This is a genomic window from Kitasatospora sp. NPDC004745, assembly GCF_042873275.1.
GTDB lineage: Bacteria > Actinomycetota > Actinomycetes > Streptomycetales > Streptomycetaceae > Kitasatospora.
On the sequence record NZ_JBIALK010000008.1, the window covers coordinates 201,888 to 224,016 of the forward strand.

The following is a 22,129-nucleotide window of genomic DNA, read 5'->3' on the forward strand; positions in this document are numbered from 1 at the left end:
CGCGCCAGGGGGGGAGAGGCGCGGGTCCGTCCAATGACCGTCCGGGCCCTGGGGGGGAGAGGGCACGGGGGACGGCCAGCTTGTGGAGTTGTTCACCCGGTGGAGACGGGGAGGGTCAGATCCCCATCGGGTGCCAGACCGTCTTCGTCTCCAGGAAGGAGAGTAGCCGGTCCGTACCGGGCGCATTGGTCCAGTCCTGGGCGAACGGGTCCAGCTCCGGACGGACCACCCGCTTCAGGGTATCCGCGGCGGCCTCCTCCAGGGCCTTCGCCGCGCCGGGCCCGTCGGCGGCGATCGCGCCGGTGAGGTCCACCGCGTTGACGTCCTGGTGCGAGGCCAGGGTGGGCGCGATGTCCGCCGTCCGGCCCGAGATGATGTTGACCACGCCGCCCGGGACGTCCGAGGTGGCGAGCACCTCGCCCAGCGACAGGGCCGGCAGCGGGGCGTCCGCGGCGGCCGCGACCACGACCGTGTTGCCGGTGGCGATCGCCGGGGCGACCACCGACACCAGGCCGAGCAGCGAGTGCCCGTAACCGGCCTGCGGGGCGACGATCCCGACCACGCCGGTCGGCTCCGGGGTCGACAGGTTGAAGAACGGCCCGGCGACGGGGTTGGCGCCGCCCGCGATCTGGGCGACCTTGTCCGTCCAGCCCGCGTACCAGACCCAGCGGTCGATCGCGGCGTCCACCAGGGCGGCGGCCTTCTTCGGGCCGACGCCCTCGGCGAGCGCCACCTCGGCGGCGAACTGCTCGCGCCGGCCCTGCAGCATCTCGGCGACCCGGTACAGCACCTGGCCGCGGTTGTACGCGGTGGTGCCGGCCCAGCCCTTGACCGCCGCGCGGGCGGCCAGGACGGCGTCCCGGGTGTCCTTGCGGGTGCCCAGCGGGGCGTTGGCGAGCCACTCGCCCTTCGAGTCCGTCACCTCGTACACCCGCCCGCTCTCGGAGCGCGGGAACTTCCCGCCGACGTACAGCTTGTAGGTCTTGAAGACGTCAAGACGCGTCGCGACATCAGACATCGAGGTAGGCCTCCAGACCGTGGCGGCCACCCTCGCGGCCGTAGCCCGACTCCTTGTAGCCGCCGAACGGCGAGGTCGGGTCGAACTTGTTGAAGGTGTTGGCCCAGACCACGCCGGCCTTGAGCTTGTTCGCCATCCAGAGGATGCGCGAGCCCTTCTCCGTCCAGATGCCGGCGGAGAGGCCGTACGGGGTGTTGTTGGCCTTCGCGACCGCCTCCTCGGGGGTGCGGAAGGTCAGCACCGACAGGACCGGGCCGAAGATCTCCTCCTGGGCGATCCGGTGGGCCTGGCTGACGCCGGTGAACAGGGTCGGCTTGAACCAGAAGCCGGTGCCCGGCAGCTCGCAGGCCGGCGACCAGCGCTCGGCGCCCTCGGCCTCGCCGGCGTCGGTCAGCGCGGTGATCCGGGCCAGCTGCTCGGCCGAGTTGATGGCGCCGATGTCGGTGTTCTTGTCCAGCGGGTCGCCGACCCGCAGGGTCGCCATCCGGCGCTTCAGGGCGTCCAGCAGCTCGTCCTGGACCGACTCCTGGACCAGCAGGCGCGAGCCCGCGCAGCAGACGTGGCCCTGGTTGAAGAAGATGCCGTTGACGATGCCCTCGACCGCCTGGTCGAGCGGCGCGTCGTCGAAGACGATGTTGGCGGCCTTGCCGCCCAGCTCCAGCGACAGCTTCTTGCGGGTGCCGGCCAGCTGCTTGGCGATCGCCCGGCCGACCGGGGTGGAGCCGGTGAACGCGACCTTGTTGACGTCCGGGTGCGAGGTGAGCGCGGCACCGGTGCGGCCGTCGCCGGTCACGATGTTGACGACGCCCTTGGGCAGACCGGCCTGGCGGCAGATCTCGGCGAAGCGCAGGGCCGTCAGCGGCGTGGTCTCGGCCGGCTTCAGGACGACGGTGTTGCCGGTCGCCAGGGCGGGCGCGATCTTCCACGCCAGCATCAGCAGCGGGAAGTTCCACGGGATGACCTGGCCGGCCACGCCGAGCGGCTTCGGGGCCGCGCCGAAGCCGGCGAAGTCCAGCTTGTCGGCCCAGCCCGCGTAGTAGAAGAAGTGCGCGGCGACCAGCGGCAGGTCGACGTCGCGGGTCTCGCGGATCGGCTTGCCGTTGTCGATCGACTCGAGCACGGCCAGTTCGCGGCTGCGCTCCTGGATGATCCGGGCGATCCGGAACAGGTACTTGGCGCGCTCGCTGCCCGGCAGCGCCGACCAGTCGGCGAAGGCCGCGCGGGCGGCGGCGACGGCGCGGTCGACGTCCTCGTCGGTGCCCTGGGCGAACTCGGCGAGCACCTGCTCCGTCGCCGGGTTGACCGTCTTCAGGGCCTCGCTGCCGGAGGAGTCGACGAACTCGCCGCCGATGAAGTGGCCGTACGAGGTGGCGATGTCACCCGCGGCGGCGGGGGACTCGGGCGCCGGGGCGTAGGCGAAGAGGCCGCCGGCGGGCTTGGCCGCGGGCTCCTCGATGATCTTCTTCTTGGCCATGGTGATCAGTCCACCGTCACGTAGTCGGGGCCGGAGTAGCGTCCGGTGGTGAGCTTCTGGCGCTGCATCAGCAGGTCGTTGAGCAGGCTGGAGGCGCCGAAGCGGAACCAGTGCGGGGAGAGCCAGTCGTCGCCGAGGGTCTCGTTGACCATCACCAGGTACTTCATGGCGTCCTTGGTGGTCTTGATCCCACCGGCGGGCTTCACACCGACCTGGACGCCGGTCTGCGCGCGGAAGTCGCGGACCGCCTCCAGCATCAGCAGGGTGACCGGCGGGGTCGCGTTGACGGCGACCTTGCCGGTGGAGGTCTTGATGAAGTCGGCGCCGGCCAGCATCGCCAGCCAGGAGACGCGCCGCACGTTGTCGTAGGTCTGCAGCTCGCCGGTCTCGAAGATCACCTTGAGGTGGGCGTAGCTGCCGTCGGCGCGCTTGCACGCCTCCTTGACGGCGACGATCTCGTTGAAGACGTCGAGGTAGCGGCCGGAGAGGAAGGCGCCGCGGTCGATCACCATGTCGATCTCGTCGGCGCCCGCGGCGACCGCGTCGGCGGTGTCGGCGAGCTTCACCGGGAGGGCGGCGCGGCCGGCGGGGAAGGCGGTGGCCACCGAGGCGACCTGGATGTCGGTGCCCCGGAGGGCGTCCTTGGCGGTGGCGACCATGTCCGGGTAGACACAGATGGCGGCCACGCGGGGGGTGGTCGGGTCGGTCGGGTCGGGGGTCCTGCCCTTGGCGCACAGAGCGCGCACCTTGCCGACCGTGTCCGCGCCTTCCAGCGTGGTCAGGTCGATCATCGAGATCGCGAGGTCGATGGCGTACGCCTTCGCCGTGGTCTTGATCGAGCGGGTACCGAGGGTGGCGGCACGCGCCTCCAGGCCGACCTGGTCGACGCCGGGCAGGCCGTGCAGGAAGCGGCGGAGCGAGGCCTCGGACGCCGCAACGTCCTGAAGGCCGCTGCCCGCAACGCCGGGGGCATTGGCTGCAACAGTGGACATAGTCACCAGACCAGCATATCTACGCGCGTAGCCGACCGCTAGGGGGCACACCTTTCGTGGCCGGACCGAGACCTCACCGTGGGGGGCATGGGGCAGAATCGACGGCATGACCGATTCCGACGGCAAGCCCCACCAGGGCTCGGCCGCCCCCGACGGGGAGACCGTGTACGCGGACCGCGTGTACCGCTCAGTCCCCGGTGTGATCTCCGGCGTGCTGCTGCTGGGCGTGGCCGCCTGGCTGATCGGCGACGCGGCGCTGAACGGGACCGGGAAGACGCCGTACGTCTCGCTCGCCGCGGCGCTGGTCTTCGCGTTCCCGGTGGCCGCCTACACGCTGCGCCCGGCCGTGCTCGCCAACGACCGGCGACTGGTCGTGCGCAACCCGTGGCGGACGATCACCGCGCCGTGGGCCTCGGTCGACGCACTGCGCGCCGGGTACTCGGTCGAGCTGCTGGCCGAGGGCCGGAAGTTCCAGATCTGGGCGGTGCCGGTGTCGCTGCGCCAGCGCAAGCGCGCCAACCGGGCCCGGGAGAACGGCGGCGCCGAGCACGTCTCCCGGATGGGCCTGGCCTTCGGCCGCCCGGCCACCACCGGCCCCGGCGTGCAGGGCGCCCCGGACCCGACCCGGGCCTGGTCCGACCAGGTCACCAACGTCCTCCAGGAGATGGCCGAGCGCAACGCCGCCCGCCCGGAGGCCGCCGGCGGGATCAGCGTCCGCTGGTGCTGGTGGATCATCGCCCCCACCGTGGTCGGCCTGGTCGCGCTGATCGCGGTGATCGCCGCCTGACGACGACGCGCCACGAGGGGCCCGCCGACCGCTCGGCGGGCCCCTCGCGCGTTCCGGGCCGGGTGTCCCGGGAGGGCCGGGTGCGGGAGTGCCTCCCGGCCCGGGTGGGGCGGGAGGCACTCGTGCGGGGCGGGGCCGGGCGTCAGGCGGTGATGCCGGCGGCCTCGGCCAGGTCGCGCTTGATCGCGTCGAGGAGCTCGGCGGCGCGGGCGCGGGCGGTGGCGAGGTCGGCCGCGGTGGCGACCGGGAGGACGACCTCCAGGTAGCACTTGAGCTTGGGCTCGGTGCCCGAGGGGCGGACCACGATGCGCGCGGAGCGGACACCTTCGCCGGCCAGGTAGTAGCGCAGGCCGTCGGTGGGCGGCAGCTCGGCGGATCCCGCGCTGAGGTCGTCGGCGCGGGTGACGGCCAGCCCGGCCAGGACGGTCGGGGGCTGCTCGCGCAGGCGGCCCATGGCGTCGGCGATCAGGGAGAGGTCCTGGACGCGGACGGACAGCTGGTCGGTGGCATGCAGGCCGTGCTCCAGCGCCAGGTCGTCCAGCAGGTCGCTCAGGGTGCGGCCGGACTGCTTGAGGGTGGCGGCGAGCTCGGCGACGAGCAGGGCGGCGGTGATGCCGTCCTTGTCCCGGACGCCCTGCGGGTCGACGCAGTAGCCGAGGGCCTCCTCGTAGCCGTAGCGCAGGCCTTCGGCGCGGGAGATCCACTTGAAGCCGGTGAGGGTCTCCGCGTAGCCCAGGCCCGCGGCCTCGGCGATCCGGCCGAGCAGGGTGGCCGAGACGATGGTGGTGGCGAAGGTGCCCTCGGCCTTCTTGGCGACCAGGGCCGCGCCGAGCAGGGCGCCGACCTCGTCGCCGCGCAGCATCCGCCAGCCGGAGGTGCCGTTGCCGCTGCCGGCCGCGTTGGCGTTGACCGGGACGGCCACCGCGCAGCGGTCGGCGTCCGGGTCGTTGGCGATCACGATGTCGGGGCCGACCGAGGCGGCGGTGCGGAAGGCGAGGTCCATCGCCCCCGGCTCCTCCGGGTTGGGGAAGGCCACGGTCGGGAAGTCCGGGTCGGGCTCGGCCTGCTCGGCGACCACGGTGGGCGCCGGGAAGCCGGCCCGGCGGAAGGCGGCCACCAGGGTGTCGCGCCCGACGCCGTGCATCGGGGTGTAGACGACGTCGAGGTCGCGCGGGCTGTGCCGGTCGACGATGGTGACGGCCCGGTCCAGGTAGGCGTCGACGATCTCGTCGCCGAGCACCTCCCAGCCGTCCTCGGCCAGCGGGACCTCGGCGAGCGAGCCGATGGCGTCGATCTCGGCGGCGATCCCGGCGTCGGCCGGCGGGACGATCTGGGAGCCGTCGCCCAGGTAGACCTTGTAGCCGTTGTCCTGCGGCGGGTTGTGGCTGGCGGTGACGGTGACGCCGGCGGCCGCGCCCAGGTGGCGGATGGCGAAGGCGAGCACCGGGGTGGGCAGCGGGTGGGGCAGCAGGGCGGCGCGCAGGCCGGCACCGACCACGACGGCGGCGGTGTCGCGGGCGAAGTCGTAGGACTTGTGGCGGGCGTCGTAGCCGATGACGACGAGGTCGCCGAGCTCCTGCTTGCGGACGTGGGCGACCAGGCCGGCGGCGGCCCGGATCACCACGGCGCGGTTCATCCGCATGGGGCCGGCGCCGAGTTCACCGCGCAGGCCGGCGGTGCCGAACTGGAGCCGGTCGGAGAAGCGCTCGGCGAGCTCGGCCCAGGCGGTCTTGCTGTCCGACTCCGCGTCCGGGCCCTCGGCCCGGGCCAGCAGGGCGGTCAGTTCCTCGCGGGTCTGCGGGTCGGGGTCCTCGGCCAGCCAGGTCCGGGCCCGGGCGAGGAGGTCGGTGGTGGGTGCCTGCGTCATCGCTGCGTTCTCCATCGGGGAGTTCGTCGGTTGTCTGCCGGAGGGTTCCGCAATCAGGGGGTGCGCATGCGGACGGGGCCCGCGGGCGGGTGTGATCGGCGGATCACGCCCGCCCACGGGCCCCGTCGCTCGTGCGTCGTGCGCCCGGTGGGCGTCAGATCCGCTCGAGGACCTTCGCCAGCAGCTCACCCATGCGCTCGGCGGAGGCCTTGCCGGCCTCGAGCACCTCTTCGTGGTTGAGCGGCTCGCCGGTGATGCCGGCGGCCAGGTTGGTGACCAGGGAGATGCCGAGCACCTCGGAGCCGGCCTCGCGGGCGGCGATGGCCTCCAGGGTGGTGGACATGCCGACGAGCTCGCCGCCGATCACCCGGGCCATGTTGACCTCGGCCGGGGTCTCGTAGTGCGGGCCGCGGAACTGCACGTACACGGCCTCGTCGAGGGTCGGGTCGACCTCGTGGCACAGCTCGCGCAGGCGCTTGGAGTAGAGGTCGGTGAGGTCGACGAAGTTGGCGCCGACGATCGGGGAGTCCGCCGTCAGGTTGATGTGGTCGCTGATCAGGACCGGCTGGCCGGGCACCCAGCCCTGGCGCAGGCCGCCGCAGCCGTTGGTCAGCACGATGATGCCGCAGCCGGCCGCGGCGGCGGTGCGCACGCCGTGGACGACGGTGGCCACGCCGTGGCCCTCGTAGTAGTGGTTGCGGCCGAGGAAGATCAGGGCGCGCTTGTCGCCGATCTTCACCGAGCGGATCTTGCCGGCGTGGCCGGCGACGGCGGGGGCGGGGAAGCCCGGGAGCTCGGTGACCGGGAACTCGGCCACGGTCTCGCCCAGGGCGTCGGCGGCCGGCACCCAGCCGGAGCCCATCACCAGGGCGACGTCGTGCCGCTCGGCACCGGTCAGCTCGCGGAGGCGCTCGGCGGCGGCCTGGGCGGCGGCGTAGGGGTCGGCGGAGACGACCGACTGAGGGGTTGCGTTCACGGGTCCGAGGATAGACGGGAATCGGCTACGCGCGTAGAAAATCGGGCGCGGCGTGCCGGATCGTTACCCGGTTGACCCGAAAGCACAGCTGGATGAGGCCTTTCGGGTGATGTCACTCGTCGGTACCTCCAGGGGGCCGGGCCGCTCGTCAGAGCCGTTTCGCGCTGCGCAGTCCCTTCGCGTACAGGCCGTTGTCGTCCAGCCGCGCCGTGCCGCCCTTGTCGCCGAAGGTCGGGCCGTCCGCCTCCTCCCGGCTGGAGACGTACCGGGGGTGGCCGTCGGTGTCCAGGCCCAGGTAGATGCCGGTGTGGTCGAGCCGGGTGCCGGTGCGGGCGTCGATCTCGAAGAAGACCAGGTCACCGGGCTGGAGCGGGTCGATCGAGGCCGGCCGCACGGTGGTGTCGGAGCCCGGCGCGGTGGTCAGCGGCAGCACCGGGACGCCGGGGCCGAGCCGGGCCAGGCCGTTGGCGGTGCGGGGCAGGCCGGGGCCGGCCGCGTCCTTGGAGAGCAGCGGATAACCCGACCGGTAGCCGTAGACCATCCGGACGTACCCGGAGCAGTCGAAGGCGCCGTAACGGGCTCGGTCGGGCTGCTTGGCGACCTTGTCCGCGAACGTGTACGGAACACCCAGGTAGTCGAGGAAGTCGGTCTGTTCCAGGCGCAGGTCGTTGCCGACCGAACCGTTGGGGTTGAGCGGGCCGAAGGAGGCGTCGCCCTTGAACCGCACGCCCTTGCCGTCCTTCTCGGGCGCCGCGCCGGCCAGGTACTGGACGGCCACCGCCAGCACGTCGTCCGCGGTGGAGCCGAGCGACTGCCGGAACCAGGTGCGGAACCAGGCCTCCTGCTCCGCGCCCGGCCGCCACGGCTGCGGCATCAGCCGCACCCAGTTGTCGGAGAGCACGGTGGCCGCGGTGGTGCCCGGTTCGGCGAAGGTCCGGCTGGGGCCGGCCAGGACGGCGGTGCGGGCGTTGTCGGTCAGGGTGGCGACCACGCCGCCGCGGGCGTCCCGGACGACGGTCCGGTCGGGCCCCGTCAGGCGCTCGTAGCGGTACCCGGCGGCCGCCGCGGCGGTGTCCCCGACCGGGCCCGGGGTGGCGGTGGTGGTGATCAGCGGCGCGGTGCCGCCCGCGGCCGGCTGCCGGTCGCGGTCGCGCAGCTGGACGGTGAGGTAGCCGCTGGCGGCGAGCAGGGTGACGGCGAGGCCGCCGCTGAGCAGGGACTTGCGGGTGACGGGCATCGGGGGCTCGCTCGCTTCCTTCCTGGGGTCCTGGGGTCCTGGTGGTCCGGGGGCCGGGATTCCGGGTGGTTCCGGCGCGTCCGGCGCGTGCGGGATCAGGTGCCGGGCAGGGCGCCGAGCAGGACGCCGGCGGTGAGCACCACGTAGTTGGCCAGGGTCACTGTGCTGGTGGCCATCAGGGTGGCCGCCCGGGGCTGGCGGACCAGCTGGTACGCGATCAGGCCGGGGACGATGAAGCCGAGCGTCTGGTTGGCGTACAGGGTCGGCAGCTCGCGCTGGAGCACCAGCATCACCGTCGCCTGCAGCAGCACGCCGATCAGCACCACGGCGGCGAACAGCCGCTTGCCGTAGAGGATCACCAGCTTCTGGACCAGCCGGGTGGCGAGGTAGGTCAGCACCGTCACGCCGATCACGATGGCCACCCGCTGGAGGTCCTCGACCAGGGTGAGGGCCAGCCAGCCGGGGGTGATCATGCCGCCGGGGGACAGGTTGGTGGTCAGGTAGCAGACGAGCGAGAAGACCAGGCCGAGCGCGATGCCGATGGCGGCGATCTCGGGGGTGAGCTCGGTGGGGATCACTGCTGGTCTCCGTGGTTGGTGGTGCGGGGGAGGGGGTCGTACCAGGAGTCGGGGATCGGCTCGGGGACGTGGACGGGCACCGCGGGGCCGGGCTCGTACGGGTGCGGGCGGTACGCCTGCGGCCCGGACCGGTACGCGCCCGCCTCGTACGGCTGGGCCTCGTACGGCTGGGCCTCGTACGCGACCGGCTCGTACGCGCCGGCCTCGTACGGCTGGGCCTCGTAGGGCCGGGGCTCGTACGCGACCGGCTCGTACGCGCCGGCCTCGTACGGCCAGGGCCGGTGGTAGCCCGGGTCGCCGTAGTCCGGCTCGGGGTAGAGCGGCTCGGGCTCCCGGTAGGCGGACTCGGGGGCGTCCGGGGCGTCCGGGTCCTCGTCGGGGGCGAGCCGGGCCAGCTCCTCCAGGAACAGCTCGCCCTGGCCGTGGATGTTGCCGACGGCCACCAGCGAGGAGTCCGGGCCGAGTTCGGCCAGCAGCTCGGCGGTGAGCTGCGCCGGGTCGCGCCGGTCGCCGCCGAGGTCGACCACCCGGCCGGACCAGCCGGCCGGGATGCCGTCGCGGGCGCTCTTGGTGGGGTGGCCGATCAGGAACACCGTGTCCGGGTCGAGGTCGGGCACGATCTGGCCCATCTGCCCGTTGCGCTCGACCCGGTCCGGGCGGCAGTTCACCACCACGTTCAGCGGGCGGTGGATCGCGCCCAGGTCCTCCAGCTGGCGGACGTTCATCAGCGTCGACTCGGGGTCGTTCGCGGCGAAGACGTTGGCGAACCGCAGCCGCTTGCCGTCCTCGGTGCGGTAGCGCTCGACGGAGAGCACGCCCGGGTCCGGCGGGGCCGCCCACATGCCCTGCAGCGCGGTCCGCCGCTCCACGCCGAGGAGTTCGGCGACGGCCAGGGCGATCGCGACGTTCTCCTTGAAGGTGAACCAGCTGAAGCCGCGCAGCTCCTCGTCGGTGACCGACTCCGGGTCCACCACGATCAGCCGGCAGTCCCGGCGGGCCGCCTCCTCGCGAAGGATGTGCGCGCGCTCCTGCTCGGCGGTGACGCAGACGCCGCCGACCGGCATCGAGCGGGACAACGAGCGGGCGACGTCGTCCAGGGTCGGGCCCATCTCGGCGAGGTGGTCCTCGCGGACGTTGCACAGCACGCCGATGGTGGAGCGGATCAGCTTGGTCTGGTTGACCTCCTGGAGCGCCGGCATGACGGCCATGCACTCGATGACCAGGGCGTCCGGCCGGTAGGTGGCGGCGCGGCGGACGATGCCGATCTGCTCCACCACATTCGCGATGCCGAACTTGCGGTAGACCGGCTCCTCGGTGGCGTCCGGGTGGATGAACCGGGCGGCGGTGCCGGTGGTCTTGGCGACCGTCACCAGCCCGCCGCCGCGCAGCGCACCCGCGCAGAGCCGGGTGATCGAGCTCTTGCCGCGGATGCCGTTGACCAGCACCCGGGCGGGGATCTGCTCCAGCGCGGCGAAGTGCCGGCGCTGCTCGACGATGCCGGCCACCAGCAGCACGGCGCAGCAGACCAGCAGCACGACGTAGAGGAAGAGCACGGGAGGTCCTTCGGGCGGGGCTCAGCGGGCGGACGCGGACGCGGGCGCGGGGGCGGGAGCGGTGGCGGTACGGCGGGGGCGGGCCAGCTCCTGGCGGATCAGCTCCAGGCTCCGGGCGACGGCGCCCACCTCGTCGTGGTGGACGGGGTAGAGCACCGTCCGGCGGTCACCGGTGGCCAGCGCCTCGGCGCTCGCCGCCAGCCGGCGCAGCGGCAGGCCGACGGCGATGAACAGCCAGCCGAGGCAGAGCGCGGCCGCGGCCAGGCCGAGCATGCCGGCCAGTACGGCCCGCCGGTCGGCCCGGTTCTGGTCCAGGTGCAGCCAGGCCACCGGGTGGGCGGTGACCACCGACCAGCCGAGCTTGGCCACGGTGCCGTTGCCGCCGAGCGGGGCGGCGGCGAGCAGGGCCGGGTCGCCGCCGCCGCGCAGCACGTCGGCGGCGGCCGACTTCCCGGCGCCCGCCAGCAGGGCCTTGGCGCGGCCCTCGGGCAGGTCGCCGAAGGAGCTGTAGCCCGCGTTGGCGGCCAGCACCCGCTGCCGGTCGTCGACCAGCCAGACCCGGCCCAGTCCGGGGCGGACCAGCAGCGCGCTGAGGAAGTCCGTCTTGAACTCGCCGACCAGCACCGGCCCCGCCGGCTCGGCGGCGCCCTCCGCCTCGGCGTCCGCGGGCGCCGCGGCGAGTGAGGCGCGGGCGGCGATCCGCGGCTCCTTCCCGGAGCTGTTGAGCAGCAGCACGCCGCTCGCGCCGAGCGCCTCCGGGCCGGTGCGGTGCGGCGGCTCGCCGACGTGGGCCAGGAGCTCGCCGCCCGCGCCGAGGACGTACAGCGCGCGGTAGCGGTCGTGCTCGGCCAGGGTCGCGCGCAGCAGGGCGTCGGCCTGGCCGACGGAGGCACCGGCGAGTTCCGGGGCGAGCGAGCGCAGGTCCGCGTAGCCCTCGTTGAGCGCCTGGCGGACCCGGTCGGCGGCGGTGTCGGTGCGGTCGCGCTGGCCGGCCACCACCTGGGTGGGGACCCGGACGGTCGGGTCGTTGCCGCCGAGCAGCAGCAGCGGGCCGGACCAGCCGAGCACCAGGACGGCGCACAGCGCCAGCGGCAGCGCGGTGCCCGGTCGGCGGCGGTCGGGCCGGACGGGGGCCGGCGGGCGGGCCGGGTCGAGCAGCTGCAGGCGCAGCTCCTCCAGGGCGCGGGTGATCCGGCCGGCCTCGCCGCGGGCGGGGCCGTGGACGGGCTGGTCGAGGCGGTCCCCGCGGGTGAGCCGGCGGGACTCCAGGAACAGCCGCAGCAGCGGGCGCTGGAGGCTGCGGACGAGGTACCAGGCGAGCAGCAGGGCCAGGGCGGTCAGGGCGCCGGCGGCGGCCAGGCCGAGCAGGGGGTGCCGCAGGCTGCCGGGCCTGCCGTCGACGGTGCTGGTGGAGACCACGGTCAGGCCGAGCGGGGTGGCGAGGTCGTGCCCGCCCGCGGTGCCGACGGCGGCGTAGCCGGCCACCCGGCGCACGCCCTTGGCGTCCGGGCTGCCGGCCAGGCTGCCGGAGGCCGTCCCGCCGGGGAGGGGGCGTTCGCGGGCGGCGCGCTCCCGGGCGCCGGAGACGAGCTTGCGGTCGGCCTCGGCGCCGAGCTCGGCGCCGGTGGTGTCCAGGACGGCGCCAGCGGCGTCCAGGACCTGGATGGTCTGCTCCTTGCGGGTCGCGATGCCGGGCAGCCGAAGGTTGTCGGAGGCGACCAGCAGGGCCCGGCCGTCGGCCTTGGTGGTGACGAGCGCGAAGGTGAGCAGCCGGGTGCCGGTCGTCGAGGGCACCAGCACGGGTGCGGGCGCGGTGTCGGTGACCCTGCCGAGGTCCAGGCCGGCCAGCGGCACGGTCTCGCCGCGGGCGGCGAGCAGCCGGCCGGTGTCGGGGCGGACCACGACGGTGCCGCGCCACTTGTGGTACGCCTGGCCGAGCGCGGTCAGCACGGCGGAGGGCTCGGCGGGCGCGGCGTCGTACCGGGCCGCGGCGCGGCGCAGGTCGGTGGCGCTCTCGTGGAGTCCGGCGCGCAGCGAGGCCGCGGTGTCCTCGGCGGCGTACTGGTGGGACTCCCGGACGGCCTGCGGGGTGTCGTCGACGCGCAGTCCGCCGACGGCGAGCGCGGTGATCGCGGCGACCGCGAGCAGCAGCACCAGGAGCAGCACGATGGGCGGCCGGATGCCTCCGAGCAGCGGCATGTCGGCCCGGCGGCGATAGCGGTGCTGTCGCGGCGGGTTGGGTGCCGTGCTCACGGGGGCCTCGTTCTCCTCCGGCGGCCCGGCGCGGCCCGCCCCGCGGGAGGCTCCGCCGGCCTCCTCGGTCAAGCGCTGATCAAGAATGGGTCAAGCCGAATCAGCGTACGAAGAGGAATCGCAAAAGTTGTCACGTCTCGGTTGCGGTCGGATGTCGCTTCGGGATCTCTTTTCGTCCGCCCGGTGTGGATCATGGACACGGTGGCCGGCAGGGTAGGTTCGACGGCCATGGAGACTCGGGGTTCGCGACGCACACCACTGCTGCCGGTGGCGGTGCTGCTGGTGCTCGCGGCGCTCGCGGCCGTGCTGACCCTCGCCGCGCGCGGGACGGCCGGCCCGCCCGCGGCGGTGCGGGACGTTCCCGCGGGCCCGACCGGCCCGACCGGGCCCGGCCCGGTGGACCTGGCGGCCCTGGTGGACGCGTACACCGAGGGCTTCGGCCCGTCCGGCCCGTACGCCGTGCCGGACGCCGGGCAGCGCCGGGCGATCGCCGACGGCGTGCTCGGCGCGCTGGACGGCCACCCCGACCAGGCGGGCCGGGCGCTGGCGCGGGTGGGCTACCGGCTGACCGAGTTCACCGAGGCGGCGACCGGCCGGCGGGTGGCCGAGATCGCCGACGCCACCGCGGCGGACGGCCGTGGCTGGGGCCGGGTCTACCTGGACCTCTCGGTCCGGGCCGGCTGGTCGGTGCAGGTGCCGCACCCGGTGTCGGACGCGCGCACCGAGGCGCTCGGGGTGGACCTCTTCCGGGCCGCGCCCGGCGGGGTGCTGGTGCTGGCCGGGGCGCACCGCAGGGCCGGGCCGGACGGCGCCTCGGACGTCGCCCACCGGGCCGACACCGTCTTCGCGGCGGTGGTGGAGGCGCTCACCGGGCGCGGACTGCCCGGCATCCAGGTGCACGGCTTCGACGAGGGCAGCCTGCCCGGGCAGGACGCGGTGGTCTCCAGCGGCGCCGGGCAGCCGGGGCCGGCCGCCGACACGACGGCGGCCGGGCTGGACCGGGCGGGCTTCGCGGTCTGCCGGGCCTGGCGGGAGAAGTGCGGGCAGCTCGGGGGCACCACCAACGTGGAGGGCCGGTTCGCCGCCGGGCTGGCGGTGCCGTGGCTGCACGTCGAGCTGGGCAACGCGCTGCGCACCGAGCCGGCCCGCCGCGCGGAGGTGGCCGGGGTGCTGGCGCGGACGGCGCGCGGCTGGGCGGCGGGCTAGCGGTGGCGGGCCCGAAGGAGTGGACCTAGCAGGGGCGGCGGCGCAGGTCCATGACGTAGTCGTGCGGGGCGCCGGCGCTCTCCGCGGCGTCCGCGATCAGGCCGAGGTAGCGGGCCGCGGGCAGGCCGCCCTCGTAGTCGTTGAGCACGTACGTCCAGACCTGGATGTCGCCGTCCAGGGTCTGCGCGCGCAGCTTGGTCTTGCGGTAGATGCCGAGCTGGACGCCCTCCCAGCGGTCCAGGCCCTCCTCGTCCATCGGCGAGACGTCGTACAGCGAGACGAAGACCCGCTCCTTCTCGTCCTCGACGACGGTGGCCAGCGAGCCCTCCCAGCCGAGGTGTTCACCGCCGAAGGTGAGCCGCCAGCCGTCCAGCCACCCGGTGCCGCGCAGCGGGGAGTGCGGGGCGCGGCGGGTCATCTGCCGGGCATCGAGGTTGGTGGCATACGCGGCGTAAAGGGGCATGGGGGGAAGAGTAGCCCGGTCGGCGGACGCTCCGGGGCTCCTGGACGATCGCACCGGAGCCCCGACCCCGGCGTGGCGGCGCTCCCGGCGTGCGGGACAATGGTGAGCGTGACTCGGATCGTGATCATCGGTGGCGGACCCGGCGGCTACGAGGCGGCCCTGGTGGCCGCTCAGCTCGGCGCGGAGGTGACCGTCGTCGACCGCGACGGTCTTGGCGGATCGGCGGTGCTCACCGACTGCGTGCCGTCGAAGACCCTGATCGCGACCGCGGAGGTGATGACCACCTTCGACAGCTCGTTCGAGGAGCTGGGCATCATCGTCGCGGACGACACCCCGCCGGCCGAGCAGGCGGCGCGGGTCATCGGCGTGGACCTGGGCAAGGTCAACCGCCGTGTGAAGCGCCTGGCGATCGCGCAGTCCCACGACATCACCCAGTCGGTCACCCGCGCGGGCGTCACCGTGCTGCGCGGCCGCGGCCGGCTCGGCTCCGGCGGGCAGGCCGTGGACGGCTCCCGCGAGGTGCTGGTGGACGCTCCCGACGGCACCGTGCAGTCGCTGCGCGCCGACGCGGTGCTGATCGCCACCGGCGCCCACCCGCGCGAGCTGCCGGACGCCCAGCCGGACGGCGAGCGGATCCTGACCTGGACCCAGGTGTACGACCTGGAGGAGCTGCCGCGCGAGCTGATCGTCGTCGGCTCCGGTGTCACCGGTGCCGAGTTCGCCGGCGCCTACCAGGCGCTCGGCTCGAAGGTCACCCTGGTCTCCTCGCGCGACCGGGTGCTGCCCGGCGAGGACCCGGACGCCGCCGAGGTGCTGGAGGACGTCTTCCGCCGCCGCGGCATGAACGTGATGAGCCGCTCCCGCGCCGAGAGCGCCAAGCGGATCGGCGACAAGGTCGAGGTGACCCTCTCCGACGGCACGGTGATCGAGGGCACGCACTGCCTGATGGCGGTCGGCTCGATCCCCAACACGGCCGAGATGGGCCTGGAGGAGGCCGGGGTGAAGCTCAACGACTGGGGCCAGATCCAGGTCGACCGGGTCTCCCGCACCAGCGCCCCGGGCGTGTACGCGGCCGGCGACTGCACCGGCGTCTTCATGCTCGCCTCGGTGGCGGCCATGCAGGGCCGGATCGCGATGTACCACGCGCTGGGCGACGCGGTGCAGCCGCTGAACCTGAAGACCGTCGCCTCCAACGTCTTCACCGACCCGGAGATCGCCACCGTCGGCTACACCGCGGCGGACGTGCAGTGCGGCAAGATGGACGCGGTCGTGGTCAAGCTGCCGCTGCGCGGCAACCCGCGGGCCAAGATGCAGGGCATCCGGGACGGCTTCGTGAAGCTGTTCTGCCGCCCGGGCACCGGCATCGTGGTCGGCGGCGTGGTCGTCGCCCCGCGCGCCAGCGAACTGATCCACCCGATCTCGCTCGCGGTGGACGCCAATCTGACGGTCGAACAGGTGGCCAGCGCCTTCACGGTCTACCCGTCCGTCTCCGGCTCGACCGCCGAGGCCGCCCGGCAGCTGCACATCCGCAAGCGGGCCGGCGGCGAATCCTGAGCCTCCGGCGCACAGTTGAGGGCGGCTGCCGACCGGCGGCCGCCCTTCGCGCAGGAGTGATCGTCACCCGGACGGCGGGCGCAGTGCCGGGTTGCTGACGGCGCGTATTGTACGGTCACGCGCCGCTCGGACGCGAGCAATTCCCGCTACTAGCTGCAAACGCCTGAAAGCAGACGGTCACGCAGGTTACCGTCGGTTCTGTGTTTGCAGCAGAACGTCGCCAGTTGATCCTCGAAATGGTGCGCGCCAACGGAGCGGTCTCGCTCCGGGAGTTGGCCCGCGTCGTCCAGACGTCCGAAGTGACCGTGCGCCGCGACGTACGGGCACTGGAGGCAGAAGGGCTCCTCGACCGCCGGCACGGCGGCGCGGTGCTCCCCGGCGGCTTCAGCCGCGAACCCGGCTACCCGCAGAAGACCCACCTCTCCGCCGCCGAGAAGAGCGCCATCGCGGACCTCGCCGCCGGCCTGGTGGAGGAGGGCGACGCGGTGGTGGTCGGCGCCGGCACCACCACCCAGGAGCTGGCCCGCCGGCTCGCGCGGGTGCCCGGCCTCACCGTCGTCACCAACTCGCTGCTGGTCGCCCAGGCGCTGGCGCACGCCAACCGGGTGGAGGTGGTGATGACCGGCGGCACCCTGCGGGGCTCCAACTACGCACTGGTCGGCAGCGGTGCCGAGCAGTCCCTGCACGGCCTGCGGGTGTCCAAGGCCTTCATCTCCGGCAGCGGGCTGACCGCCGAGCGGGGCCTGTCCACCACCAACATGCTGTCCGCGAGCGTGGACCGGGCGCTGGTGCAGTCGGCCTCCGAGGTCATCGTCCTCGCCGACCACACCAAGCTCGGCGCGGACACCATGTTCCAGACCGTGCCCACCGAGACCATCACCCGGCTGGTCACCGACGAGCACGCCACCGCGGACGACGCAACCGCCCGCGAACTGGACGCGCTCGCCGACTGCGGGGTGCAGATCGACCTGGCGCCGCTCGGCGCCGCCCCCACCGGCGACGCCCCGGTGCACGGCACCGGCAGCGGCCCCGTCCACCAGACCCAGCCCGGGCCGCTGCCCCGGCGGGCCGGCCCGCCCCCCGGCGGGGCCCCGCTGCCCGGCCAGCGGCGGCCCGGAGCGCACGGGGGCCCGGCCGGCCCGGGCGGCGGCATGCCTGTCCGGCTGGCCGAGATGGGCCTGCCGCGCGGGCGCTGAGCCACGGCCGGACGGGCCCGGGAGGCAGCTCGGACGGGCCCGCGACCTGGCCGGACGGGCCCGGGAACGCGGCCGGTCCGCACACCCCGAGGGGCGTACGGACCGGCCGGGTGAAGCCCGCGGGCGTCAGTCCTTGATCTCGCAGAGCGCGGCACCGCTGCTGACGCTGGCACCCACCTCGGCCTTGAGGCCGACGATCGTGCCCGCCTTGTGCGCGTTCAGCGGCTGCTCCATCTTCATCGCCTCCAGGACCACGATCAGCTCGCCCTCGGCGACGACCTGGCCCTCCTCCACGGCGACCTTGACGATGGTGCCCTGCATCGGCGAGGCCAGGGTGTCACCACTGACCGCCGAACCGGCCTTCTTGGCACCCACCCGGCGCTTGGCCTTCGCGGCACCCGTGGCACCGGCCGCCGGCGCCGCCGCGACGCCCAGCGAGGACGGCAGCGAGACCTCGATCCGCTTGCCGCCGACCTCGACCACGACGGTCTCGCGGCCCTCGGCCTCCTCGCCGTCGCCGGCCGCACCCGCGAACGGCGGGATGGTGTTGTCGAACTCGGTCTCGATCCACCGGGTGAAGACCTTGAACGGGCCCTCGTCGCCGTGCACCTCGGGCGCGAACGCCGGGTCGGTGACGACCGCCTGGTGGAACGGGATGGCGGTGGCCATGCCCTCGACCTTGAACTCGTTCAGCGCGCGGCGGGCCCGCTCCAGGGCCTGCTTGCGGTCGCGGCCGGAGACGATCAGCTTGGCCAGCAGGGAGTCCCAGGCCGGGCCGATGACCGAGCCGCTCTCCACGCCGGAGTCCAGCCGGACGCCCGGGCCGGACGGCGGGGCGAACAGCGTCACGGTGCCGGGCGCGGGGAGGAAGTTGCGGCCCGGGTCCTCGCCGTTGATGCGGAACTCGAAGGAGTGACCCCGCACCTCCGGGTCGCCGTAGCCGAGCTCCTCGCCGTCGGCGATCCGGAACATCTCGCGGACCAGGTCGATCCCGGTGACCTCCTCGGTGACCGGGTGCTCGACCTGCAGACGGGTGTTGACCTCCAGGAAGGAGATCGTGCCGTCCAGCGCCACCAGGAACTCGCAGGTCCCGGCGCCCTCGTAGCCGGCCTCCTTGAGGATGGCCTTGGACGCCCGGTAGAGCTCGGCGTTCTGCTCGGCGGTCAGGAACGGCGCGGGCGCCTCCTCGACGAGCTTCTGGTGCCGGCGCTGCAGCGAGCAGTCACGGGTGGACACGACCACCACGTTGCCGTGCTTGTCCGCGAGGCACTGGGTCTCCACGTGCCGCGGGTTGTCCAGGTAGCGCTCGACGAAGCACTCGCCGCGACCGAAGGCGGCGACCGCCTCGCGCACCGCGGACTCGTACAGCTCCGGGATCTCCTCGAGCGTGCGGGCGACCTTGAGGCCGCGGCCGCCGCCGCCGAAGGCCGCCTTGATGGCGACCGGGAGGCCGTGCTCGCGGGCGAACACGACGACCTCGTCGGCACCCGAGACCGGGTCCGGCGTGCCGGCGACGAGCGGCGCGCCGGCGCGCTGCGCCACGTGCCGGGCCGTCACCTTGTCGCCGAGGTCGCGGATGGCCTGCGGGGGCGGGCCGATCCAGGTGAGACCGGCGTCGAGCACGGCCTGGGCGAACTCGGCGTTCTCCGACAGGAACCCGTAGCCGGGGTGGACCGCGTCGGCACCGGAGTCCTCGGCGGCCTTCAGGACCTTGCTGATGTCCAGGTAACTGGTAGCGGGGGTGTCGCCTCCCAGCGCATAAGCCTCGTCGGCCGCGCGGACGTGCAGCGCGTCCCGGTCCGGCTCGGCGTAGACGGCGACGCTGGCGATACCGGCGTCCGAGCAGGCCCGGGCGACGCGGACGGCGATTTCCCCGCGGTTGGCGATGAGCACCTTGCGCACTGTGGCTCCCTTCTTGAACCTGGTCGAGTTTATGGATTCCTGGGCGGTACCGGCGAGTAGCCCCAGGTTGTGAACTATCCCACACGGACGGTGATGGATTTCGCGGCCTCCGCGGCCGTCCTCCGAGTGACGTCGCAGGTCGCGGCCGGTGCCGCCGGGGAGGCCCGGTTCGCTGCGGGTGACGGTGCGGCGGCGTGGCGCCCCGGTGGCATCGGACACACTCTCGCCCGGCGGGCTCAAGCGGCGGTCGTGCGGGCGGCCGGGCGCTGCAGGGCCTCGGCCGTGACGTCCGCGGCGACCTCCACCATGTCCGGCCCGTACGCCTCCGGGTTGAGCGCCCGCAGGACGATCGCGAAGCTTCCGTTGCGGCCGTACTTCCGGGCGAGTTCGCGGTGGTGGGCGACGAGGTACCGGACGCCCGCCTGGTTGGCGGTGCCGGTCTGGCCGGAGATCAGGAACACCGGGCGCCCGCCCTCCGGGGTGGCGATCCGGGCCAGCAGGGTGTGCACCTGGTCGCGGTCGGCGGCGAACTCGCGCTCGCCCACCACGATGACGTTGCTCCCCGGACCGGGACCGGAGGTCACCAGCACCCCCGGCAGGCCCCAGGCGAGGTGCGCGGCCATCCGGTCGTTGCTGACCGGGCCGCCCAGGCACAGCTCGGTCTTGACGCCCAGCCCCCGGTGCGCCGCGTCGTGCGCGACCAGCTCCGGGCGCGCCCCGCACTCCTCGACCAGCCCGGCCAGCCACATCAGCGCGTAGGCGTCCCGGCGGGTCACGGTGTTGGCGTGCGAGCCCGTCCCGACACTGCGCGGCACCACGATCAGGCACTCGCCGCCCGCCGGCAGCCCGAGGAACTCCCGGACCCGTTCGACCCGGCGGCGGCGCCGCAGCGCCTGCCCCAGCCAGCCGAGCGCGGCACTGATGGCACTGGCCACCAGCCCCAGCAGCACGTTGAGCACGCCGTCGGTCATCGCCGCGTCCCCTCCCCGTTCGAACGGCCATCACCCTAGCGGCGCCCGCCCCGCACGACCATTGACCGTGCGTGACGGTCTCCCTAGCGTTCGTCACATGACCTACACAACGGGGAAGTCGGCGAAGGCGGTGGCACTGCTGGCACTGCTCGCCCTGGCGGGGTGCGGCGGTCCCGGGCCGGGAGGGGACGCGGCGGCGACCGCGTCGGCCCGGGGCGGCACGACGGCGGCCGGGGCGGTGCAGGGCGGGGCGACCCCGCGGCCGGACCGGACGGACGGCTGCCTCGGCGAGGACCGGGCCAGGGCCGGCAGCATCGACCTGCAGGGCGCCTCGGGCGTCCGGCCGGCGTACTTCCAGCAGGCGGACGGCGGGGCGGCGAAGGTCGCCGTGGTGTTCTCGCACCAGGCGGAGGGCTCGCTCTGCGACTGGCTGCCCTACCTGCCCGCGTTCACCCGGGCGGGCTACGCGGTGCTGGCCGCCACCGTCGGGGGCAGCCCGTCCAGGGACATCCCGGCCGCGCTGAGCTGGCTGGGCACCAAGGGCGTCACCGCGGTGGTGCTGCTGGGGGCCTCCAAGGGGGCCACCGGCTCGCTGGTCGCGGCGGGCGCGCCGACCCCGCTGCCGGTGGCGGCGGTGGTCTCGCTCAGCGGCCCGTGGTCCTGGGACGGCGAGGACGCGCACGAGGCCCTGAAGGCCCTCCGGGCCCCGGAGTTCTTCGCGGCCGAGGAGGACGACTCCCCGTTCGCCGGGAACGCCCGGCAGATGCACGACTTCGGGAGGTCCCCCGTGAACGAGCTCAAGATCTACCCGGGCGGCGACCACGGCGCCGACCTGCTCGCGGACGGCGCCCTGCCGGACGTGCTGGCCTTCCTGGCGAGGAACGCCCCCGCCGGGTGAGCCGCCGGCCCGGGCGGGTCACCGGCCCGGGCGGGCCGCCGGGCGGGCTACCGGCTCCAGAGGTCGGTGATCCGGACGCCGAGGTCGGCGAGCAGGGTGCGCAGCAGCGGCAGCGAGAGACCGATGACGTTGCCCGGGTCGCCGTCGATGCCCTCGACGAAGGGCGCGGAGCGCCCGTCCAGGGTGAACGCCCCGGCGACGTGCAGCGGCTCGCCGGAGGCCACGTAGGCGGCGATCTCGGCGTCGTCCGGGGTCCCGAAGCGGACAGTGGTGGAGGCGGTGGCCGAGGACTGCCGGCCGGTCGCGGTGTCGATCACGCAGTGGCCGGTGCGCAGCACCCCGGACCGGCCGCGCATCGACTGCCAGCGGGCCAGCGCCTCGGTGGCGTCGGCGGGCTTGCCGAGCGCCAGGCCGTCCAGCTCCAGGACGGAGTCGCAGCCGATCACCAGCTCGGCGCCGGTCAGTGCGGCGGCGACCGCCTTGGCCTTGGCCTCGGCCAGGACCAGCGCGAGTTCGGCCGGGGTGGGGGCGCTGATCGCGTCCTCGTCGACGCCGCTGACCACCACGCGCGGGTCGAGGCCCGCCTGGCGCAGCAGCCCGAGGCGGGCGGGGGAGGCGGAGGCGAGGACGAGGGGGCGCTGGTCGGTCATGCCCACCAGGGTAGGGGGTGCGGGTGTCCGCCGGTCAGGTGAACGAGGGGAAGATCATGAGCAGCACGGCGCCCACCAGCAACAGGGCGGCGAGCACCCGGCCGGCCCGGTGCAGCCGCTCCAGCATCCGGCGGGCCTCCGGGGAGGGCTCGTCGCGAGGGTCTGACCAGAGCACCCGTCCAGAGTGCGCCGCGCCGGGGCCCGGGCGCCTGAGTATCCGTACTCAGTTTCCGGCGGTCAGGGCTGCGGGGACGGCGGTGGAACGCGTACGGAGTGGGAAGTCGACCGGGTCGACTTCCCACTCCGCACACCTCGGCTCGGCTCGGATCAGCCCGCCCACCCGGACGTCCGCCAGGCGTTGACGCCCGGGTGGACGGCGGGTCGGAGCAGGCGGGAGCGGTCGTTCCAGGGGGAGGCCGGGCCGACACCGGCCAGGCGCGCCGCCTCCGCGGCGGCCTGCGCGGCGGCGGCCCGGGCCTGGACCACCGCCAGGACGGTGGCCAGCTCCTCGGGGGTCGGCTGCCCGTGCAGCACGTGGATCGGGGCCATGGCTA

The 22,129-nt window shown here is 74.3% G+C and carries 20 protein-coding genes; 5 read left to right on the forward strand and 15 right to left on the reverse strand.

The features are described from left to right. Positions 1–115: 115 nt before the first annotated feature. From ACFYUY_RS17000 to deoC, 3 genes are read right to left on the reverse strand one after another with little or no spacing between them, the layout of a single operon-like run. Positions 116–1,018: an aldehyde dehydrogenase family protein gene (locus tag ACFYUY_RS17000; RefSeq protein ID WP_387901268.1), complete on the reverse strand. Its 903-nt coding sequence runs from the start codon at positions 1,016–1,018 to the stop codon at positions 116–118. Then, positions 1,011–2,492 carry an aldehyde dehydrogenase family protein gene (locus tag ACFYUY_RS17005; RefSeq protein WP_360216353.1) on the reverse strand — a complete coding sequence of 494 codons (1,482 nt, stop codon included), beginning with the start codon at positions 2,490–2,492 and terminating at the stop codon, positions 1,011–1,013. Before ACFYUY_RS17005 ends, ACFYUY_RS17000 begins: the two co-directional genes overlap by 8 nt. 5 nt (positions 2,493–2,497) lie before the next feature. Further along, the gene (gene deoC / locus ACFYUY_RS17010) at positions 2,498–3,484 is read right to left on the reverse strand and encodes a deoxyribose-phosphate aldolase (protein WP_360216351.1); all 987 of its coding nucleotides are present in this window, start codon (positions 3,482–3,484) and stop codon (positions 2,498–2,500) included. A gap of 106 nt (positions 3,485–3,590) precedes the next feature. On the opposite strand from deoC, the gene ACFYUY_RS17015 reads away from it, so the two are divergent. Continuing rightward, positions 3,591–4,271, forward strand: coding sequence for a PH domain-containing protein (locus ACFYUY_RS17015; protein WP_360216348.1), 681 nt, complete (start codon positions 3,591–3,593; stop codon positions 4,269–4,271). A 142-nt stretch (positions 4,272–4,413) separates the two neighbouring features. On the opposite strand, the gene ACFYUY_RS17020 is transcribed toward ACFYUY_RS17015, so the two are convergent. From ACFYUY_RS17020 to ACFYUY_RS17045, 6 genes are all read right to left on the reverse strand, one after another. Continuing rightward, positions 4,414–6,138: a phospho-sugar mutase gene (locus tag ACFYUY_RS17020; protein ID WP_360216345.1), complete on the reverse strand. Its 1,725-nt coding sequence runs from the start codon at positions 6,136–6,138 to the stop codon at positions 4,414–4,416. 154 nt (positions 6,139–6,292) lie between these two features. Beyond that, positions 6,293–7,114, reverse strand: coding sequence for a purine-nucleoside phosphorylase (locus tag ACFYUY_RS17025; protein ID WP_360216342.1), 822 nt, complete (start codon positions 7,112–7,114; stop codon positions 6,293–6,295). A 148-nt stretch (positions 7,115–7,262) separates the two neighbouring features. Continuing rightward, positions 7,263–8,351, reverse strand: a complete 1,089-nt coding sequence (locus tag ACFYUY_RS17030; RefSeq protein WP_387901273.1) for a C40 family peptidase — start codon at positions 8,349–8,351, stop codon at positions 7,263–7,265. A gap of 95 nt (positions 8,352–8,446) precedes the next feature. Continuing rightward, entirely contained in the window at positions 8,447–8,929 is a 483-nt protein-coding gene (locus tag ACFYUY_RS17035) for a poly-gamma-glutamate biosynthesis protein PgsC/CapC (RefSeq protein ID WP_360216336.1), read from the reverse strand. Next, the gene (pgsB, locus tag ACFYUY_RS17040; RefSeq protein ID WP_387901276.1) at positions 8,926–10,482 is read right to left on the reverse strand and encodes a poly-gamma-glutamate synthase PgsB; all 1,557 of its coding nucleotides are present in this window, start codon (positions 10,480–10,482) and stop codon (positions 8,926–8,928) included. Before pgsB ends, ACFYUY_RS17035 begins: the two co-directional genes overlap by 4 nt. Positions 10,483–10,503: 21 nt before the next feature. Then, positions 10,504–12,735, reverse strand: a complete 2,232-nt coding sequence (locus tag ACFYUY_RS17045; protein WP_387901279.1) for a HAMP domain-containing protein — start codon at positions 12,733–12,735, stop codon at positions 10,504–10,506. A gap of 228 nt (positions 12,736–12,963) precedes the next feature. On the opposite strand from ACFYUY_RS17045, the gene ACFYUY_RS17050 reads away from it, so the two are divergent. Beyond that, positions 12,964–13,941 (forward strand): hypothetical protein, encoded by a 978-nt coding sequence (locus tag ACFYUY_RS17050; protein WP_387901281.1) that lies wholly within the window; start codon positions 12,964–12,966, stop codon positions 13,939–13,941. A 25-nt stretch (positions 13,942–13,966) separates the two neighbouring features. Here ACFYUY_RS17050 and ACFYUY_RS17055 read toward each other — a convergent pair whose 3' ends face one another. Next, a complete protein-coding gene (locus tag ACFYUY_RS17055; RefSeq protein ID WP_360216324.1) occupies positions 13,967–14,404 on the reverse strand; it encodes a gamma-glutamylcyclotransferase in 438 nt (145 codons plus the stop codon). Between the two features lie 99 nt (positions 14,405–14,503). Between ACFYUY_RS17055 and ACFYUY_RS17060 the strand changes: the two genes are divergently transcribed. Further along, on the forward strand, positions 14,504–15,958 hold the full coding sequence (locus tag ACFYUY_RS17060) for an NAD(P)H-quinone dehydrogenase (protein WP_360216321.1): 1,455 nt from the start codon (positions 14,504–14,506) through the stop codon (positions 15,956–15,958). 236 nt (positions 15,959–16,194) lie between these two features. Further along, positions 16,195–17,154: a DeoR/GlpR family DNA-binding transcription regulator gene (locus ACFYUY_RS17065; RefSeq protein WP_387901321.1), complete on the forward strand. Its 960-nt coding sequence runs from the start codon at positions 16,195–16,197 to the stop codon at positions 17,152–17,154. A 126-nt stretch (positions 17,155–17,280) separates the two neighbouring features. Here the strand turns inward: ACFYUY_RS17065 and ACFYUY_RS17070 are convergent, their stop codons facing one another. Both ACFYUY_RS17070 and ACFYUY_RS17075 read right to left on the reverse strand, forming a co-directional pair. Then, on the reverse strand, positions 17,281–19,056 hold the full coding sequence (locus ACFYUY_RS17070; protein WP_360216314.1) for a biotin carboxylase N-terminal domain-containing protein: 1,776 nt from the start codon (positions 19,054–19,056) through the stop codon (positions 17,281–17,283). Positions 19,057–19,292: 236 nt separating this feature from the next. Further along, a complete protein-coding gene (locus ACFYUY_RS17075; RefSeq protein WP_360216311.1) occupies positions 19,293–20,027 on the reverse strand; it encodes a hypothetical protein in 735 nt (244 codons plus the stop codon). Between the two features lie 97 nt (positions 20,028–20,124). Between ACFYUY_RS17075 and ACFYUY_RS17080 the strand changes: the two genes are divergently transcribed. Then, positions 20,125–20,925: a hypothetical protein gene (locus ACFYUY_RS17080; RefSeq protein ID WP_360216308.1), complete on the forward strand. Its 801-nt coding sequence runs from the start codon at positions 20,125–20,127 to the stop codon at positions 20,923–20,925. 47 nt (positions 20,926–20,972) lie between these two features. Here the strand turns inward: ACFYUY_RS17080 and ACFYUY_RS17085 are convergent, their stop codons facing one another. From ACFYUY_RS17085 to ACFYUY_RS17095, 3 genes are all read right to left on the reverse strand, one after another. Next, on the reverse strand, positions 20,973–21,575 hold the full coding sequence (locus ACFYUY_RS17085) for a nucleoside triphosphate pyrophosphatase (RefSeq protein ID WP_360216305.1): 603 nt from the start codon (positions 21,573–21,575) through the stop codon (positions 20,973–20,975). Positions 21,576–21,609: 34 nt separating this feature from the next. Next, positions 21,610–21,750, reverse strand: a complete 141-nt coding sequence (mmpB, locus tag ACFYUY_RS17090; RefSeq protein ID WP_360216302.1) for a morphogenic membrane protein MmpB — start codon at positions 21,748–21,750, stop codon at positions 21,610–21,612. 152 nt (positions 21,751–21,902) lie between these two features. Then, positions 21,903–22,124, reverse strand: a complete 222-nt coding sequence (locus ACFYUY_RS17095) for an acyl-CoA carboxylase epsilon subunit (RefSeq protein WP_360216299.1) — start codon at positions 22,122–22,124, stop codon at positions 21,903–21,905. Positions 22,125–22,129: the final 5 nt, after the last annotated feature.

Excerpts from the sequence above, each read along its gene's own strand:
- ACFYUY_RS17005 (WP_360216353.1), bottom strand. The coding sequence starts at position 2,492 with ATGGCCAAGAAGAAGATCATCGAGGAGCCCGCGGCCAAGCCCGCCGGC.
- ACFYUY_RS17020 (WP_360216345.1), bottom strand. The coding sequence starts at position 6,138 with ATGACGCAGGCACCCACCACCGACCTCCTCGCCCGGGCCCGGACCTGG.
- ACFYUY_RS17095 (WP_360216299.1), bottom strand. The coding sequence starts at position 22,124 with ATGGCCCCGATCCACGTGCTGCACGGGCAGCCGACCCCCGAGGAGCTG.
- deoC (WP_360216351.1), bottom strand. The coding sequence starts at position 3,484 with ATGTCCACTGTTGCAGCCAATGCCCCCGGCGTTGCGGGCAGCGGCCTT.
- ACFYUY_RS17060 (WP_360216321.1), top strand. The coding sequence starts at position 14,504 with ATGGTGAGCGTGACTCGGATCGTGATCATCGGTGGCGGACCCGGCGGC.
- ACFYUY_RS17080 (WP_360216308.1), top strand. The coding sequence starts at position 20,125 with ATGACCTACACAACGGGGAAGTCGGCGAAGGCGGTGGCACTGCTGGCA.
- ACFYUY_RS17015 (WP_360216348.1), top strand. The coding sequence starts at position 3,591 with ATGACCGATTCCGACGGCAAGCCCCACCAGGGCTCGGCCGCCCCCGAC.
- ACFYUY_RS17050 (WP_387901281.1), top strand. The coding sequence starts at position 12,964 with ATGGAGACTCGGGGTTCGCGACGCACACCACTGCTGCCGGTGGCGGTG.
- ACFYUY_RS17075 (WP_360216311.1), bottom strand. The coding sequence starts at position 20,027 with ATGACCGACGGCGTGCTCAACGTGCTGCTGGGGCTGGTGGCCAGTGCC.
- ACFYUY_RS17065 (WP_387901321.1), top strand. The coding sequence starts at position 16,195 with ATGGTGCGCGCCAACGGAGCGGTCTCGCTCCGGGAGTTGGCCCGCGTC.
- ACFYUY_RS17055 (WP_360216324.1), bottom strand. The coding sequence starts at position 14,404 with ATGCCCCTTTACGCCGCGTATGCCACCAACCTCGATGCCCGGCAGATG.
- ACFYUY_RS17085 (WP_360216305.1), bottom strand. The coding sequence starts at position 21,575 with ATGACCGACCAGCGCCCCCTCGTCCTCGCCTCCGCCTCCCCCGCCCGC.
- ACFYUY_RS17030 (WP_387901273.1), bottom strand. The coding sequence starts at position 8,351 with ATGCCCGTCACCCGCAAGTCCCTGCTCAGCGGCGGCCTCGCCGTCACC.
- ACFYUY_RS17000 (WP_387901268.1), bottom strand. The coding sequence starts at position 1,018 with ATGTCTGATGTCGCGACGCGTCTTGACGTCTTCAAGACCTACAAGCTG.